This is a genomic window from Kribbella sp. NPDC056345 (assembly GCF_042262745.1).
Classification (GTDB): domain Bacteria; phylum Actinomycetota; class Actinomycetes; order Propionibacteriales; family Kribbellaceae; genus Kribbella.
In genome coordinates, this window is the sequence record NZ_JBHJQQ010000007.1 from 442,215 (window position 1) to 457,624 (window position 15,410).

General features: G+C 68.3%; 14 protein-coding genes. 8 read left to right on the forward strand and 6 right to left on the reverse strand.

Going from position 1 to position 15,410, the window contains the following annotated elements:
• Positions 1–29 precede the first annotated feature (29 nt).
• Positions 30–1,481, reverse strand: a complete 1,452-nt coding sequence (locus tag ACFCV3_RS26355) for a GAF domain-containing protein (protein ID WP_376034126.1) — start codon at positions 1,479–1,481, stop codon at positions 30–32.
• A 75-nt stretch (positions 1,482–1,556) separates the two neighbouring features.
• Here ACFCV3_RS26355 and adh point away from each other — a divergent pair, with 75 nt between their 5' ends.
• Positions 1,557–3,080, forward strand: a complete 1,524-nt coding sequence (gene adh / locus ACFCV3_RS26360; protein ID WP_376034128.1) for an aldehyde dehydrogenase — start codon at positions 1,557–1,559, stop codon at positions 3,078–3,080.
• Between the two features lie 17 nt (positions 3,081–3,097).
• Positions 3,098–3,463 carry a DUF779 domain-containing protein gene (locus ACFCV3_RS26365; protein ID WP_376034232.1) on the forward strand — a complete coding sequence of 122 codons (366 nt, stop codon included), beginning with the start codon at positions 3,098–3,100 and terminating at the stop codon, positions 3,461–3,463.
• Between the two features lie 47 nt (positions 3,464–3,510).
• Here the strand turns inward: ACFCV3_RS26365 and ACFCV3_RS26370 are convergent, their stop codons facing one another.
• Complete coding sequence (locus ACFCV3_RS26370; protein ID WP_376034130.1) at positions 3,511–3,990, reverse strand: hypothetical protein; 480 nt, start codon at positions 3,988–3,990, stop codon at positions 3,511–3,513.
• Positions 3,991–4,239: 249 nt separating this feature from the next.
• Here ACFCV3_RS26370 and ACFCV3_RS26375 point away from each other — a divergent pair, with 249 nt between their 5' ends.
• Together ACFCV3_RS26375 and ACFCV3_RS26380 are read left to right on the forward strand one after the other, a co-directional pair.
• The gene (locus ACFCV3_RS26375; protein ID WP_376034132.1) at positions 4,240–5,442 is read left to right on the forward strand and encodes a hypothetical protein; all 1,203 of its coding nucleotides are present in this window, start codon (positions 4,240–4,242) and stop codon (positions 5,440–5,442) included.
• A gap of 225 nt (positions 5,443–5,667) precedes the next feature.
• Complete coding sequence (locus tag ACFCV3_RS26380) at positions 5,668–8,580, forward strand: M36 family metallopeptidase (protein ID WP_376034134.1); 2,913 nt, start codon at positions 5,668–5,670, stop codon at positions 8,578–8,580.
• 58 nt (positions 8,581–8,638) lie between these two features.
• Here ACFCV3_RS26380 and ACFCV3_RS26385 read toward each other — a convergent pair whose 3' ends face one another.
• Positions 8,639–9,070 carry a hypothetical protein gene (locus tag ACFCV3_RS26385; protein ID WP_376034135.1) on the reverse strand — a complete coding sequence of 144 codons (432 nt, stop codon included), beginning with the start codon at positions 9,068–9,070 and terminating at the stop codon, positions 8,639–8,641.
• A 153-nt stretch (positions 9,071–9,223) separates the two neighbouring features.
• A complete protein-coding gene (locus tag ACFCV3_RS26390) occupies positions 9,224–10,231 on the reverse strand; it encodes a LacI family DNA-binding transcriptional regulator (protein WP_376034137.1) in 1,008 nt (335 codons plus the stop codon).
• Between the two features lie 119 nt (positions 10,232–10,350).
• On the opposite strand from ACFCV3_RS26390, the gene ACFCV3_RS26395 reads away from it, so the two are divergent.
• Entirely contained in the window at positions 10,351–11,268 is a 918-nt protein-coding gene (locus ACFCV3_RS26395) for an amidohydrolase family protein (protein WP_376034139.1), read from the forward strand.
• A complete protein-coding gene (locus ACFCV3_RS26400; protein WP_376034141.1) occupies positions 11,265–11,825 on the forward strand; it encodes a cysteine dioxygenase family protein in 561 nt (186 codons plus the stop codon). The genes ACFCV3_RS26395 and ACFCV3_RS26400 overlap by 4 nt, the downstream gene beginning before the upstream one ends.
• A 2-nt stretch (positions 11,826–11,827) precedes the next feature.
• On the opposite strand, the gene ACFCV3_RS26405 is transcribed toward ACFCV3_RS26400, so the two are convergent.
• Positions 11,828–12,457, reverse strand: a complete 630-nt coding sequence (locus ACFCV3_RS26405) for a class I SAM-dependent methyltransferase (protein WP_376034143.1) — start codon at positions 12,455–12,457, stop codon at positions 11,828–11,830.
• 322 nt (positions 12,458–12,779) lie between these two features.
• The gene (locus ACFCV3_RS26410; protein ID WP_376034145.1) at positions 12,780–13,403 is read right to left on the reverse strand and encodes a hypothetical protein; all 624 of its coding nucleotides are present in this window, start codon (positions 13,401–13,403) and stop codon (positions 12,780–12,782) included.
• Positions 13,404–13,651: 248 nt separating this feature from the next.
• Here ACFCV3_RS26410 and kdpF point away from each other — a divergent pair, with 248 nt between their 5' ends.
• Together kdpF and kdpA are read left to right on the forward strand one after the other, a co-directional pair.
• Positions 13,652–13,741: a K(+)-transporting ATPase subunit F gene (gene kdpF / locus ACFCV3_RS26415; RefSeq protein ID WP_131363646.1), complete on the forward strand. Its 90-nt coding sequence runs from the start codon at positions 13,652–13,654 to the stop codon at positions 13,739–13,741.
• Positions 13,741–15,375, forward strand: coding sequence for a potassium-transporting ATPase subunit KdpA (kdpA, locus tag ACFCV3_RS26420; protein WP_376034148.1), 1,635 nt, complete (start codon positions 13,741–13,743; stop codon positions 15,373–15,375). Before kdpF ends, kdpA begins: the two co-directional genes overlap by 1 nt.
• Positions 15,376–15,410: the final 35 nt, after the last annotated feature.

The window sequence follows — 15,410 nt, forward strand, 5'->3', positions numbered from 1 at the left end:
CTCACTAGTGCCACACAGGGCACCCTTGCCTAGTCGACGAGACGCTCGAGGCGGGCGGCCACCGCGGCCCGGCGCGGGTCGTGGGTGGGCAGGCCGGTGTTCAGGACCTCGAAGATCTCCAGGTCCTCGGCGCCGGTCGCGGTCTGGGAGAAGTGCCAGAGCAGATCGGGATCGCCGGAGTCGAGCACGCTACGCCGGACGGTCGCGTCCAGCTCATCGCGCTCGGCACGAACGGCGGGAGCGTCGGAGCGCGTGAGCAGCGGGCCGGTGTACAGGTCGAGCGCGGTCCGCAGATCGCCGCCGCGCAGCGCCTTCTGTACGTCGGTCACGTCGCCGGTGACGTCGGCGATGATCCGGTAGGGCTTCGTGTCGAGGACCCCGCCTCCGAGCAGGTTCCGCAGCCGGTGCATCTCGGCGCGAACAGTCGTCGGGTTCCCCTCGTCGCCGTACAGCTGGAGCATCAACTGCTCGGCGGTCAGCCCGGACGGGTGCAGGAGGAGAAGAGTCAGTACTTCGGCCCGCCGCAAGGTGAGCGCGATCTCGCGGCCGCCGACGACGGCGAGCGGCTGGCCGGCGCCGAGCAGCTTCAACCGCAACGACGGTCGGGTACGGCGGATCGGCGTACCGGGGATGCGGAGCAGGTAGCCCTCGTCGAGCTGCTCGATCAGGCCTTCGCGGCCGTCGCCCAGGTCGATCCGGTCGGTGTCGGCCGGCACGATCAGGCGGTCCGGCAGCCATTCAAGCGGCTGTACGGCGAGCACGCGGCCGGTCGGGGTGAGCAGCGCGCCCGGTGAGTCCCCGAGCGCGACCAGGTGCTGCATGTTGCGAGCGCGCAGCATCTCGTCGGATGCGGCCATCCGGACCCGCAGCTGCCCCTCGGCGAGCTGAGCAGCCGCCGTCACCAGCGCCACCATCGCGGGATGGACAGTGCGCAGAGGCCCGGAGACGTCGACCGCACCGAGCAGCTTGCCGGTGTCCGGGTCGTGCACCGGGGCGGCCGCGCAGGTCCACTCGTGGATCCGGCGGACGAGGTGCTCGGCCGAGTGGATCTGCACCGGCCTTCCGACGGCGAGCGACGTGCCCATGCCGTTGGTGCCGATCTGGTCCTCGGACCACACTGCCCCCTCCGACAAGGCGATCCGGTCGGCCTGACGCCGTACGGCGGCCGATCCTTCGCGCCACAGGATCATCCCCTGGGCGTCGGTGATGATCATGATGTGCGACGCCTCGTCGGCGATCGTGGTCAGCGTTTGCCGCAGCACCGGCAGCACCGCCTGCAGCGGGTGGTTGGACCGAACCGCCTCGAGTACGTCGGGGTCGACGACCACCGGGGGAGCGTCCAGCTCGGGATCGACCGCAGCCGCCAGCGACCGCTGCCACGACTCCGCGACCAGCCGGCGGGGTGCTCCGGGCACACGGTGGCCACCGAGCACCTCGTCGTACAGCTCGCTCAACCGGCGTGCCTGGTCCGCCGCGTCCATCGCCTCACCTCACGTGCAACGTCGGTGCAACGTCGCCCTCCGTAGATTCCGCCTCAGGTATCCCGAGGAGGACCTATGACGATCTTCGCAGCTCCGGGGCAGGATGGCAGCCCGGTCACCTACAAATCCCGCTACGAACACTTCATCGGTGGTGAGTGGGTCGCACCCGCCAAAGGTGCGTACTTCGAGAACCCGTCACCGGTCACCGGCGAGAACTTCACCGAGATCGCCCGCGGTACGGCGGACGACGTCGAGCTCGCACTCGACGCCGCCCACGGTGCCGCACCGGCCTGGGGCCGCACCTCACCGGCCGAACGGGCCAACATCCTGAACAAGATCGCCGACCGGATCGAGGCCAACCTCGAACTGCTCGCGGTCGCCGAGAGCTGGGACAACGGCAAGGCCGTGCGGGAGACGCTGGCCGCCGACATCCCGCTCGCGATCGATCACTTCCGCTACTTCGCCGGGGCGTTGCGCGCTCAGGAGGGGTCCGTCTCGGTGATCGACGACGACACGATCGCCTACCACTTCCACGAGCCGCTCGGCGTGGTCGCGCAGATCATCCCGTGGAACTTCCCGATCCTGATGGCGACCTGGAAGCTCGCTCCGGCGCTGGCCGCCGGCAACGCCGTCGTGCTGAAACCGGCCGAGCAGACACCGGCCTCGATCCATGTGCTGCTCGAGCTGATCGCCGACCTGATCCCGCCCGGTGTGCTCAACGTGGTCAACGGCTTCGGCGTCGAGGCCGGCAAACCGCTTGCCTCTAGCAACCGAATTGCCAAGGTCGCGTTCACTGGTGAGACCACGACCGGTCGCCTGATCATGCAGTACGCCTCGGACAACATCATCCCGGTGACGCTGGAGCTCGGTGGCAAGAGCCCCAACATCTTCTTCGCCGACGTGGCGAACGCGCGCGACGAGTTCTACGACAAGGCGCTCGAGGGGTTCACGATGTTCGCCCTGAACCAGGGCGAGGTCTGCACCTGCCCGTCGCGGGCGCTGATCCAGTCGTCGATCTACGACCAGTTCCTCGGTGACGCGACCGCGCGCACGCAGGCGATCAAGACCGGCAACCCGCTCGACACCGACACGATGATCGGTGCGCAGGCGAGTAACGACCAGTACGAGAAGATCCTCGCCTACATCGACATCGGTAAGGCCGAGGGCGCCAAGGTGATCACCGGTGGCGAGCGGTCCGAGCTCGGCGGCGACCTGAGCGGCGGCTACTACATCCAGCCGACGATCTTCGAGGGCGACAACAAGATGCGGATCTTCCAGGAGGAGATCTTCGGGCCGGTGGTCTCGGTGACCCGGTTCGACGACTACGCCGACGCGATGAAGATCGCCAACGACACCTTGTACGGGCTCGGGGCCGGCGTCTGGTCGCGCGACATCAACACGGCGTACCGGGCCGGCCGGGAGATCCAGGCCGGGCGCGTCTGGACGAACTGCTACCACGCCTATCCGGCGCACGCGGCCTTCGGCGGCTACAAGAACTCCGGTATCGGCCGCGAGAACCACAAGATGATGCTCGACCACTACCAGCAGACCAAGAACCTGCTGGTCAGCTACAGCCCGAACAAGCTCGGGTTCTTCTGATCGTGGTCGTTGACAAAGTGCTCTTGAGTGAGTCGGCGGCGGAGTGGCTTCGCCGGCTCACCGAGACCCACGGGCCGCTGATGTTCCATCAGTCCGGTGGGTGTTGTGACGGCAGTTCGCCGATGTGTTTCCCGGAAGGCGAGTTCCGGATCGGTCCGGCCGATGTGCTCCTCGGCGACCTCATGGTCGAGGGGCTCGAGCGGCCGATCGGCTTCTGGATGGCGGCCGATCAGTACGAGTACTGGAAACACACGCAGCTCACTGTCGACGTCGTGAAGGGGCGCGGCAGCGGCTTCTCGGTCGAGGCGCCGGAAGGCGTCCGCTTCCTGATCCGCTCCCGCCTCTTCACCGACACCGAGTCCGAAACCCTCGGACTCCTCTGAAGCGAGTGCCGACCGTCCGGTGGCGTTGCCGGACGGCCGGCACTCTTCTACAGATCCAGTACGGCGTTGTAGATGGCACTGCTGTCGATGTCTGCACCTTTGAGGCGCAGGATCGTCCGGCGCTGCTCGTCCGTGCACGCCGCTACCCGGTGCGCGAATTCCACGTGCGGCCGGTCGATCACGTGCAGCCAGAACGTCAACTCGATCTTCCAGGTGGCTGTCCGCAGCACGGCGTAGTACCGCTCGTCGGTGATCGCCGGGGTCGGTCGCCGGTCCGCGCGCTCGTCGCGGAAGTCGATCGACTCGAACTCGACCCGCTGCGCGAGCGTGGTGAGGCCGCTGAGGATCGTGGGGCCGGTGGCCTCCGGGGCATCGAACATGACGTCGAGATCGCGCACGACCATCAGGCCGGACAGCGCGCTGCCGATCAGGATCGGTGGCCACGGGAACGCCGTACCGAGGTCCAGCTGTTCGAAGAGTTCGTGGGCTTCGGACTGCAGGGCGTGCGCCCGGTCGACGAGTGACATGCGTCCATTGTCCGGAAAGTCGGGGGGAATCCTTCAGAGTTTTCCCGATGAGGCAGAACGCCGTTCTCACGCGGAAAAACGGGGTCTTCGGGTTCGGGTGTCACGGGTCGGTCCATGACATTTGTCAGAGGCGTAATCGCTGGCTTCGGGTCGGCTGCCGGGCGGACGATTTCGAGCACCATCCAACTGTCGGTCACCGCCCGTCCGATCCGGATTTTCAGCGGTGGCCTGCCCATCCGAGGAGTTCTGTTGAGGCAACGGATTCTCGTCACCGCCCTGGGCGCCGGCGCACTGGCCGTCGCGGGACTGACCGCACCTGCCGGGGCCTACGCGGCCCCGATCACCCCCTACACCGCCGGGAAGCACGCGGCGCAGGTCTGCTCGGCCACCAAGGCCAAACACACCGCGAGCTGCCACGCGATCAAACTGGTCGCGAGCAACGGCGTCACCCCCGCGACGGCCGCACCCCCGGCCACCGGTCTCACCCCGACCGGCCTGCGGGACGCCTACAAACTGAACGGGCTGAGCGCGGGCGGCCGGACCGTCGCGATCGTCGACGCGTACGGCTACCCGAACCTGGAACGCGACCTCGGCGTCTACCGCTCGCAGTTCGGCCTGTCCGCGTGTACGACGGCCAACGGCTGCCTGAAGATCATCAACCAGACCGGCGGGACCACCCTGCCGACCTTCAACGTCGGCTGGGCCGGTGAGCAGGCACTCGATGTCGACGCGGTCTCGGCAGCCGCGCCGGACGCGAAGATCCTCGTCGTACAGGCCAAATCGGCCAGCTTCGCCGACCTCGGTACGGCGGTCCAGACAGCTGCCAAGCAGGCCGGCGTCGTCGCGATCTCGAACAGCTACGGCGGTGGCGACGCCTCCGACAGCGACTACGGCACGTACTACAACCACCCGGGGATCGCGGTCACCGCGTCGACCGGTGACGACGGCTACCAGGGTGGCAGCTACCCGGCATCCTCGTCGTACACAACGGCTGTCGGCGGTACGTCGCTGGTTGCCGCGAGCAACACGCGCGGCTGGACCGAGACCGTGTGGGACGGCGCCGGCTCCGGATGTTCGACGTACAACACCGCGTTGAGCGCGGCCGCGTCGTTCGGTACCGGCTGCGCGAAGCGGGCGATGGCCGACGTGTCGGCCGCGGCCGATCCGGGCAAGGGCGGGATGGCGGTCTACTACCCGACCAGCAAGACCGCGTCGACCTGGGCCCAGTTCGGCGGGACGAGTGAGGCCGCGCCGATCATTGCCGCGGTCTACGCACTGTCCGGCAACACCGCCGGCTACGCGAACGCGCTGCCCTACGCGCACCCGGGCTCGCTGTTCGACGTGACCAGCGGGAGCAACGGAAGTTGCCCCACCACCCAGTGGTGCAACGCCCGCACCGGCTGGGACGGGCCGACCGGACTGGGTACGCCGAACGGAGCGGGCGCGTTCTAACTACCCACTGAACAAGCGGCCGGGCCCCTACCGCGATGGGGGTCCGGCCGCTTGCCTGCGTCCCTTTCGGCATCGCTTTTAGTAATGTGCCGAGCACGAAGGACAACCCTCGTCTCCGTGTCGTTCCGGGGAGTTCTCTTCCCCGGTGCCGCATCCACGCTTAAGGTCAGGCGCGGACGGGTCGCGGAGGGCGATCCGCGCAGGTGACTTTTCTGGAGTATCGCTGTGACCACATCACGCAGACGGCAGGGGCTTCTTGCCATCTCCGCCGTCTCTGCCGTCAGTCTGCTGGCCGTTTCGATGGCCGGCGGCGCGACGGCCGCCCCGCAGTCCGGCCCCGGTGAAGGCAAGGCCGCCAAGTCCGAGCACATCGAGAGCAAAGAGCGCAAGGGCAACTACGACGCCCGGACGCCGAACGCGAAGACGACCTACACCCGGGCCGCCAAGGTGGCCGGCAAGGAGTCGGACGCGTCGGAGAAGTTCCGCAACTCGCTCGGTACCCAGGGCGTCGTCGAGCTCGACGCGAACACCGGGACTCCGGCCCAGGTCACGAAGCTGGACGGCTTCCTGACCGGTCGCAGCGGCCGGAAGGCGCAGGACATCGCCCTGTCCTACGTGAAGGCGCACCCGGAGGTCTTCAAGCTCAGCTCCGCCGACCTGGCCACGCTGAAGCTCCGCAAGGACTACGTCGACGACCTCGGCACCCACCACATCTTCTGGAACCAGGTGGTCGACGGGATCGAGGTCTTCAGCAACGGCCTGAAGGCCAACGTCACCAAGCACGGCCAGCTGATCTCGGTGATGGGCTCCCCGGTCGCCGGCCTGACGCCTGCCGCCCAGGCCCGCTCGGCCGCCCCGGCGGTCTCCGCCGACAAGGCCCGCGAGACCGCGGTCAAGGACATCTCCGGTACGGCGGCCGCGGCCACTGCGAAGACGGCCGGTAACAAGGTCACCTGGAGCAACGGTGACAAGGCCCAGCAGGTGTGGTTCCACACCGCCGACGGCCTGCGCAAGGCGTGGTTCACCTACGTGAACGCGGGTGGCCAGAAGGTCTACACCCACGTCATCGACGCCCAGACCGGTGGCCTGCTGTACCGCCGCGACCTGTCCAGCGAAGGCCACGGCGACGCCCTGGTCCAGGACAACTACCCGGGCGCGGCCAAGGGTGGCACGCAACGCGTCGAGAACCTGATCTACAACAAGTGGCTGCCGAAGAACGCCAAGACGCTCCTCGAGGGCACCTCTGTTTCGGCCTGGGCCGACGTCAACGACGACAACCAGCCGAACGCCGGCGAGACGGTCGCCGTCCCGGGTACCGCGACCGGCGGTCAGCACAAGATCGTGCCGTTCCAGAGCTCCTCGTCGTTCTGCTCGGCCTCGTTCATCTGCACCTGGGACCCGGCCAAGCCGGACTCCTGGAAGTCGAACATGAACCAGGACGTCACCAACGGCTTCTACCTGGCCAGCAACTTCCACGACTGGCTGGCCAAGCCGCCGATCAGCTTCACCCCGGCGGCCGGCTCCTTCGACGCCGCGGGCGGCGACCCGGTCCTGCTGAACGCCCTCGACGGTGCCGCGACCGGCGCAGGTGGTGGCCCCGACGCCAACCACGTCGACAACGCGAACATGAACACCCCGCCGGACGGCACCCCGCCGACCATGCAGATGTACCTGTTCCACGCGCCGGGCGAGAGCGACGAGCAGAGCGGCTACGTGCCGAGCAGCTCGTCCAACGACGCCAGCATCCTGTACCACGAGTACACCCATGGTCTGTCGAACCGCCTCGTCGTCGACGCCGGCGGCAACTCGACGCTGAACAGCATCCAGGCCGGCGCCATGGGCGAGGCGTGGAGCGACTTCTACGCGATGGACTACCTGGTTGCGCACGGCCTGGAGAAGGACACCACGGCGGCCGGCGAGGTCCAGGAGGGCAAGTACGTCTCGCACGGTGCGCTGTTCCGCACCCAGGCGATCGACTGCCGCGTCAAGGCAGTCAGCCCGAACTGCGTCGGGCGCGACGGTTCGAAGGGTGGCTACACCTACGGTGACTTCCCGACCATCGGTGGTGCACCCCAGGTGCACGCCTCCGGTGAGCTCTGGGCCCAGTCGCTGTGGGACCTGCGGGAGCGCTTCGGCCGTGGGTACGCCCTCAGCCTGATCACCCGCGCGATGGAGCTGGCGCCGTCCGACCCGACCATGCTCGACATGCGCAACGCGATCGTGCAGGCCGACCTGGTCGCCAAGGGCGGCAAGAACGCCGGCATCATCTGGCAGGTCTTCGCCAACCGCGGCATGGGCTGGTACGCCGGTGCCATCGACGCCGGCGACGCCTTCCCGGCCGAGGACTTCCACGTCCCACCGAAGGGCAAGACCACCACGCTGACCGGCACCATCACCGACAAGGACTCCGGCAAGCCGATCCCGGGCGCGCTGGTCTACATCGGTGGCCACTCGTCGGGCTACGCGGGTGACTACGCCGCGACCACCGACGCCGCCGGCAAGTTCGCCATCACCAAGGTTGCTCCGGGCACCTACCCGAAGCTCGTCGTGGCCTCCCCGGGCTACGAGCTCGCCGTCAACCCGGTCGTCGTCAAGGCCGGTTCCTCGGTCGCCTACGCCGTACGCCGGAACTGGGCAGCTGCCTCCGGTGGCGGTGTGATCACCGACTTCAACGGTCCGGACCTGAGCGACTACGCCTGTGGTCCGGGTGGCGCGATCGACAACGCCCAGGGCACCGGCTGGGGCAGCACCACCGGTGACGACGCCGGTACGCCGACCAACGTGATGATCCCCAAGCACATCGACATCAAGCTCCCGTCGAAGGTGACCATCGACTCGTTCAAGGTCGACCCGTCGAACGTCTGCGGTGACCCGGCCAGCGCCTCCACCGGCCAGTACCGGATCGAGACCTCGGCCGACGGCACCACCTGGGCCACCGCCCAGGAGGGCACCTTCACCGGCGCCAACCGCGGCAAGTACAACGTCCTCACCCCGACCGGCAACGCGACCGGCGTCCAGTACGTGCGGTTCGTGATGCTGAGCCCGCAGGTCCCGGACTTCCCGAACGCCTGCCCCGGTCCCTTCGGTGGCTGCGCCTACACCGACATGACCGAAATCCAGGTCTTCGGCAAGCAGTAGTAGTCCCGCACCACTGACTGTGGCGGTCACCCACCCGGGTGACCGCCACAGTTGCGTTTCAGCGGTCGGTCGCCGCGGGCTCAGGACCGCCGGGCTGGGGTGTCGACAGCTCGAGGAACCAGCCCTTCTGCCGCTGCCTCACCGTGAGCGTGAACTCCCGGCACTGGCCTTGGCCGCGGGGGACAGTGGCAGTGCCCCACATCATGTAGGGGACGGGACTCGGGTCGAAAGCGAACCGCGCCCCGGTGAAGTCCGACCCGCGGCAGTTGTCGATCAGCCGCCGGGCTGCCTCCTTGCGGCCGTGCCGGTTCCGCTCGGCGAGCGCGTTCAACCCGTCCTCATCCTGCGTCGCGAGCGCGTGGAGTGCGCTGTCGGCAGCTGCCTGCGGGGTCGCCGCACCGCTCGGTTGACCGATCTTGCCCATGACGGCAGCGGCCGCTACGCCGACGACCACGATCATGACTGCGCCGCCGGCGACCAGAACCTTCATGCGACCAGCTCCCTGCTTGGCGTGGGGCCTGGTGAGACGTCCGGCAGCCGGTGTCTGTTGCCGGCATCCACATAGTGGGACCGGTCAAGTAAGTCTAGTTGGTTGGTTTAGTTTCGACGGGTGGATGCAGGGAGCGGTCGGTCGGCGCTGCGCTCAGGTGGGTGGAGCGCCGACCGAGCCGCGCTCGATCAGGGTCGGTACGACGGTGGTGCGGCGGACCCGGCGGTTGGTGTCGACCGTGGCGGTGACGCGGGCGACGACGTCGGTGACCAGGTCGTCGAGCGGCCAGTGGAAGGTGGACAGGGGTGGCGTGAGCAGCTGGGAGAGCGGCTGGTCGTCGTAGCCGAGGAGCGAGAGGTCGGCCGGGACGCGGAGGCCGAGCTCGCGACTGGCGGCGTACACACCGAAGGCCATCGAGTCGGCGAGCGCGAGGATGCCGGTCGGGCGCGGGGTGCTGGTGAGCAGCGTGCGGGCCACGTCGGTGGCGCCGGGCAGGTCGTGCGGGCACTGGACGACGCGGATCCGGAGATCGAGGCCGGCCGCGATCCGGTGCGCGATCTCCTCGGCCGGGCGCTCGATCTCGGCACGCAGGGTCGGGCTCAGTACGGCGACGTCGCGGTGACCGGCCTCGGCCAGCCGGCGCAGCGCCGTACTGACTCCCGTCTCGTTGTCGAAGACGACCTCGGACTTCGCCTTCGCGCCGGGCAGGGCGTCGCCGATGGCGATCACCGGGGCCTGCTCCGCGATCGTGGACCAGCCCGGCGCGGCCGGGTCGATCGGGATCACCACGATCGCGTCGGCGCGGTGGTCGACCAGGTGCTGGGCCAGCTCGAGCTGGCGGCCGGCGTCGCCGGCGGAGTCGATGATCCACGCGTTCCGGTCCGGGGCGAGGAGCTCGCGGCCGAGCGCGGCCGCGAGGCGCTGCTGCCAGAGGTCTTCCAGGGACGCGCACAGCACGCCGATCGAGCCGCTCCGGCCCGACGCCAGGGCGCGCGCCACCGGGTCGGCCTGGTAGCCGAGCCGCTCGGCCGCCTCCTGGACCCGCTGCCGGGTCTCCGGGGTGCCGTGCAGACCGCGCAACGCGTAAGAGACAGCGGCCATCGACAGGCCGGTGTCCGCCGCGATGTCTTTGAGGGTCGGCCTGCGGCCGGTGCCAGACATGCTCCGAACCCTAGCCCGAGGCTCGGACAGAAACTTGACAAGAGCGGCTTTGAAGCGCTTCACTCTTCATGTACTGAAGCGCTTCAATTTGATCAAACGGCAACCGGTGAGGGGGAGCTGTGATCGACATCCACCAGCACCTCTGGCCGGCCGAGTTCGTCGACCGCCTCCGCGCCCGGACCGAGCCGCCGTACCTGGACGGCTGGACGCTGCACACCGCGACCGAGACGCCGTACGAGGTGGATCCGGCCGCGCACGACGTCGAGGCCCGGGTCGCGATCGAGCGTGAGCTCGGCACGGACCTCGCGGCGGTGTCACTCTCGAGCCCGCTCGGGATCGAGTCGCTCGGCGACGACGCCCTGCTCGACGCATGGCACACCGGCGCGGCCGGGCTGCCCGAGCCTTTCCGGGCCTGGGCCTCGGTGCGACTGCCCGAGCCGGATCTCGATGAGGCGAAAACCCTTCTGGACAAGGGGTTCCTGGGTTTCCAGCTCCCCGCGCACGTGCTGACCACGCCGGCCGGCTGGTCGACGTACGGGTCGTTGCTCGAGGTTGCGGAGGGCTGGGACCGGCCGGTGCTCGTGCACCCGGGGATCGCTGCCCCGGCCGGTGACGTACCCGGCTGGTGGGCTCCGGTGGTCGACTACAGCCAGCAGCTGCAGGCCGCTTGGTGGGCCTGGCATGCGTACGGCGGGCGTCGTGAGTTCCCGCGGTTGCGGATCTGCTTCGCCGCCGCGGCCGGCCTCGCGCCCGTGCACCACGAGCGGCTGACCGCCCGCGGCGGCCGCCTCGGCACCATCGACACCAACCTGTACGTCGACACCTCGAGCTACGGCCCGCAGGGAATCGACGCGGTCGCGCGGGTCCTCGGTATCGACCAGGTCGTGCATGGCACCGACCGGCCGTACGCCGGACTCACCGACCTCCGCCAAGGCGCCGCTGCAACCGCAGTGATCCGCCACGACAATCCGAACCGGTTGCTGTTCGGGGGAGACCCCAGCGCCGGCCGTCCATCTCCTGAGAGGGGAGTGCAGTGACTGCTCAGCCCATCGACGCACCCGTCGTCCCGGCACGTCAGCCCAGCCGGCTAGTGGATCTCAACAACTGTCTGTCGCTGGATGACCTTCCAGGACGTGACCTCGACCCGCAGGAGCTGACCGAGCTGGCGTCGTCCATCGCCGCCCAGCCGCACCTGTGGGAGGACAAGGTCGCCTACAGCGACGACGAGCGTGTCTTCGCCTCGCTGCACCGCGACGCCAACGTCGACGTCTGGCTGATCTGCTGGACCCCCGTCAACGACACCGGCTGGCACGACCACGACGTCTCCTCAGGAGCCGTCGCAGTCGCCAAGGGCCGCCTCGTCGAGCACAACCTCGCCATCGGCGCCGAGTCGATCGAGACCGAAGTAGTAGCCGGCGACGTCTACGGCTTCGGCCCCGACCACATCCACCGCCTGGTCGGCCTCGACAAGGGCAGCGTCACCGTCCACGCCTACAGCCCCCCGCTGTGGCGCATGGGCCAGTACTCGGTGAAGGACAACGTCCTCCGCCGAGTCTCGGTCTCCTACGCCGACGAACTACGCCCGATCGACTGACCTCAGTCCCGCTGACCGACCCCGAACAGCAGCGAACTAGCCTGCACCATGTCCGGCTGTCGGTCAGCGAGCCGAGCACACTCAAGCGCGGTCTCCAGCGGAACCGGATCGCTGTCCGGTAGGGCCAGTCCGTTGTAGTGACGGTCGATCATGATGCTCAGCCAGTCGCCGGCCACGGTCAGCCCGTAGATCGACACGGCGCGCAGACCGGCTCCGGTGAGCTCGGACCGCAGCTGCGCCACCGTGTGGTACGCCGCGTGTGCCCGCCGGCTCGCGGTCGGGTTGACGGCGACCGCCGCCACGAACCCGCCGCATTTCGTGACCCGAATGGCTTCCCGCAACGCGGCCCGCCGATCCGCCGCATGCACCAGCTGGTGCATCAACCCGGAGAGGAAGGCCGCATCGAACTCCTCGTCCTCGACCTTCGGTGCGACCGGATTCAGCATCCGCACGTCGTACCCGTCCGCCATCAGCCCCTGGGCATGAACCCCTGGGCCACCTCCGATGTCCGCCACCTTCGCCGGCGGCTCCGGCAGGTACGGACGCAGCAACTCCCGCACCCGCGCGAGCTCCAGCCGCCCCTCGCCACCCGAGCCGAGCCGGCTCGCCGCTTGTTCGTCATGGATCGTCATGACGAACAAGCCTCACCACACTTCACCTCCCGAGGGAGGGCAGATGGTGGGGCATTCAGGGGCATCCCGGGGCAGATTGCCACCACTGCCCGACGGACAGGACGTATATGGGGCCAAAGTCACCCGGCCAGCAGCGCTGAGCCTGCGGCGACGGCTGGTGGACCTACACGTTCTGTCCTTGCGCGGATCAGAGGAAGCTCAGCTCCCGGGAGCGGCTGGTTCGCGACGCTTCGCACAACCAGCCGCCTCAACCACCCGCGTGCTCAATTCACATCTTTGTACTTGTTCTTTCTTTGGTTCTTGTTCTTCAAATCTCTTGCTGTCAGGCCCAGGACTCGGCGTGGGTGGGGATGCCGTTGGGGGCGGAGAGTTCGGTGGTGATGTCTTCGGCGTCGGGGTCGAGGGGGTCGAAGGGGGCCTCGGGGACCACGTAGGCGCGGGCGCCGGCGAGCATTTCGATGCCGGGGAGTTCGAACCAGGCTTCGCCGACCTCGCGGCTGATCTCGAAGATGGCTTGTTCGGCGGTTTCGACGGGGTCGGCCTCGCCGCCTTCCTCCAGTTCGGCGGGGTGCCGTTCCTGGGCGGCGCGGCCGGCTTCGAGGAGGGTGTCGAGGTCGACGACGCGCAGGTCGAAGCGGGAGACGACGCTGATCACGTGGTCCTCCTCGGTGTCGTCCTCGGCGTCGGGGTCCTCGGTCTCGTCGAGGAGCAGCGGGGTGGTGCCGGTGTGCTCGAAGACGGCGTCGTTCCAGTCGGCGACGAGCTCCTCGAGCGCGGCGTTCTGCTCGTCGAGGGTTTCGTGGTTCTCGGTGCCGTTCATCGCGAGCAGGGCCTCGGTGTGGGCCTGCAGGCGCTCGGCGAGCTTGCGGCTGGCCTCGGCGAGGGCCTCGCGGCTCTCGGTGGAGAAGAACTGCTCGGCGGGGGCGGTGGTGTCCAAATCAGTCACTGGCGGTTCTTCCTCAAATCGGTGGGGCGGTGGAGCTTACGATGCCACGCGTAAGTATGAGAGAGACGCGTGAGAGAGCTGTCGGCGGGTGTGAGAGAGCTGTGAGAAGCCTCCTGACCAGGCAGTGAGCGGTGTGCAGTGGAGCCATGAGCAATGTGAGGTGCAGTCGTGGCTGACGTGATCTACCTGGCCGTCACCGTCGTCGTGTTCGCGGCCGTCTGGTGCGCGCTGCGTGGAGTGGAGAAGTTGTGAGCGCCGAGAACATCGCCGGCCTGGTGGTGGCCGTGGCTCTGGTCCTCTACCTGGTCGCCGCCCTGATCTTCCCCGAGAGGTTCTGATGTCCGACACCGCCGCCGGTCTGTTGCAGGCCGGCTTCCTGGTCGCGTGCCTGGCCGTGGTCTACCGGCCGCTCGGCGGGTACATGGCCCGGGTCTACACCTCCGAGTCCGACCTGCGGGTCGAGCGGGGCGCCTACCGGCTGTTCGGTGTGGACGCGCGGGCCGACCAGACCTGGGCCGTCTACGCCCGGTCGCTGATCGCGTTCTCCACGGTCAGCCTGGTCCTGCTCTACATCATGCAGCGGGTGCAGAGTCACCTGCCACTGTCGCTGGGCCTGCCGAACGTCGAGTCCGGACTGGCCTTCAACACGGCGGCATCGTTCGTCGCCAACACGAACTGGCAGTCGTACTCACCCGAGGCGACGATGGGCCACCTGGTCCAGTTCGCCGGCCTCGCCGTACAGAACTTCCTCTCCGCCGCGGTCGGGATCACCGTCGCGATCGCGGTCATCCGCGGGTTCGCCCGGTCCAAGACCGACCGGCTCGGCAACTTCTGGGTCGACCTGACCCGGACAGTACTGCGGGTGCTCCTCCCGATCGCGGTGATCGGGACACTGGCGCTGGTCGCGATGGGCGTCGTACAGAACTTCTCCGGTGGGCACGAGGTCACCTCGGTGGTCGGCCAGGCGCAGACCATCCCCGGCGGCCCGGTGGCCAGCCAGGAGGCGATCAAGGAGCTCGGCACCAACGGCGGCGGCTTCTACAACGCCAACTCTGCGCACCCGTTCGAGAACCCGAACGGCCTGTCCAACCTCTTCGAGATCTTCCTGCTGCTGCTCATCCCGGTCAGCCTGACCCGGACCTTCGGTCTGATGGTGAAAGACAAGCGGCAGGGGTACGCGATCCTCGGCGTGATGGGCACGCTCTGGGCGGCCTTCACCTTCTCCGCGACGTACTTCGAGGTGCGTGGCAATTCGCTGGAGGGGAAGGAAACCCGCTTCGGCGAGTGGGCCTCCGCGCTCTTCGCCAGCTCGACCACCGGTACGTCGACCGGTGCGGTGAACTCGGCGCACGACTCGTTCACGCCACTTGGCGGCGGTACGGCGCTCTTCCACATGATGCTCGGTGAGGTCTCACCGGGTGGGACGGGTACTGGTCTCTACGGCATGCTGATCCTCGCCGTACTGACGGTGTTCATCGCTGGTCTGATGGTCGGCCGGACTCCGGAGTACCTGCGCAAGAAGATCACTGCGCGCGAGATGAAGCTCGTCTCGCTGTACATCCTCACGACACCGACCGTCGTACTGGTGGGTGCGTCGATCGCGATGGGCCTGGCCGCGGCGCGGGCCTCGATCTTCAACACCGGCGGCCCGCACGGGTTCACCGAGGTGCTTTATGCGTTCACCTCGGCGGGTAACAACAACGGGTCTGCGTTCGGCGGCCTCAGCGCGAACACCCCCTTCTACAACACGGCGCTGGGGATCGTGATGCTGCTCGGACGGTTCCTGCCGATCGTGCTCGCCCTCGCGCTGGCGGGCTCGTTCGCCCGGCAGACACCGGTCCCGGTCACCCAGGGCACGCTGCCCACCCACAAGGCGCTGTTCGTCACGATGCTGGTCGGCGTCGTCCTGATCGTGACCGGCCTGACCTACTTCCCCGCACTCACCCTCGGACCCCTCGCGGAGGGACTGTGACTACCCTGACCCAGGCCCCTGCGCCCCAGCAGTCG

Bases quoted from the DNA above. Each gene is read 5' to 3' on its own strand.
- ACFCV3_RS26355 (WP_376034126.1), bottom strand. From the start codon at position 1,481: ATGGACGCGGCGGACCAGGCACGCCGGTTGAGCGAGCTGTACGACGAG.
- adh (WP_376034128.1), top strand. From the start codon at position 1,557: ATGACGATCTTCGCAGCTCCGGGGCAGGATGGCAGCCCGGTCACCTAC.
- ACFCV3_RS26370 (WP_376034130.1), bottom strand. From the start codon at position 3,990: ATGTCACTCGTCGACCGGGCGCACGCCCTGCAGTCCGAAGCCCACGAA.
- ACFCV3_RS26385 (WP_376034135.1), bottom strand. From the start codon at position 9,070: ATGAAGGTTCTGGTCGCCGGCGGCGCAGTCATGATCGTGGTCGTCGGC.
- ACFCV3_RS26390 (WP_376034137.1), bottom strand. From the start codon at position 10,231: ATGTCTGGCACCGGCCGCAGGCCGACCCTCAAAGACATCGCGGCGGAC.
- ACFCV3_RS26405 (WP_376034143.1), bottom strand. From the start codon at position 12,457: ATGACGATCCATGACGAACAAGCGGCGAGCCGGCTCGGCTCGGGTGGC.
- kdpA (WP_376034148.1), top strand. From the start codon at position 13,741: ATGTCCGACACCGCCGCCGGTCTGTTGCAGGCCGGCTTCCTGGTCGCG.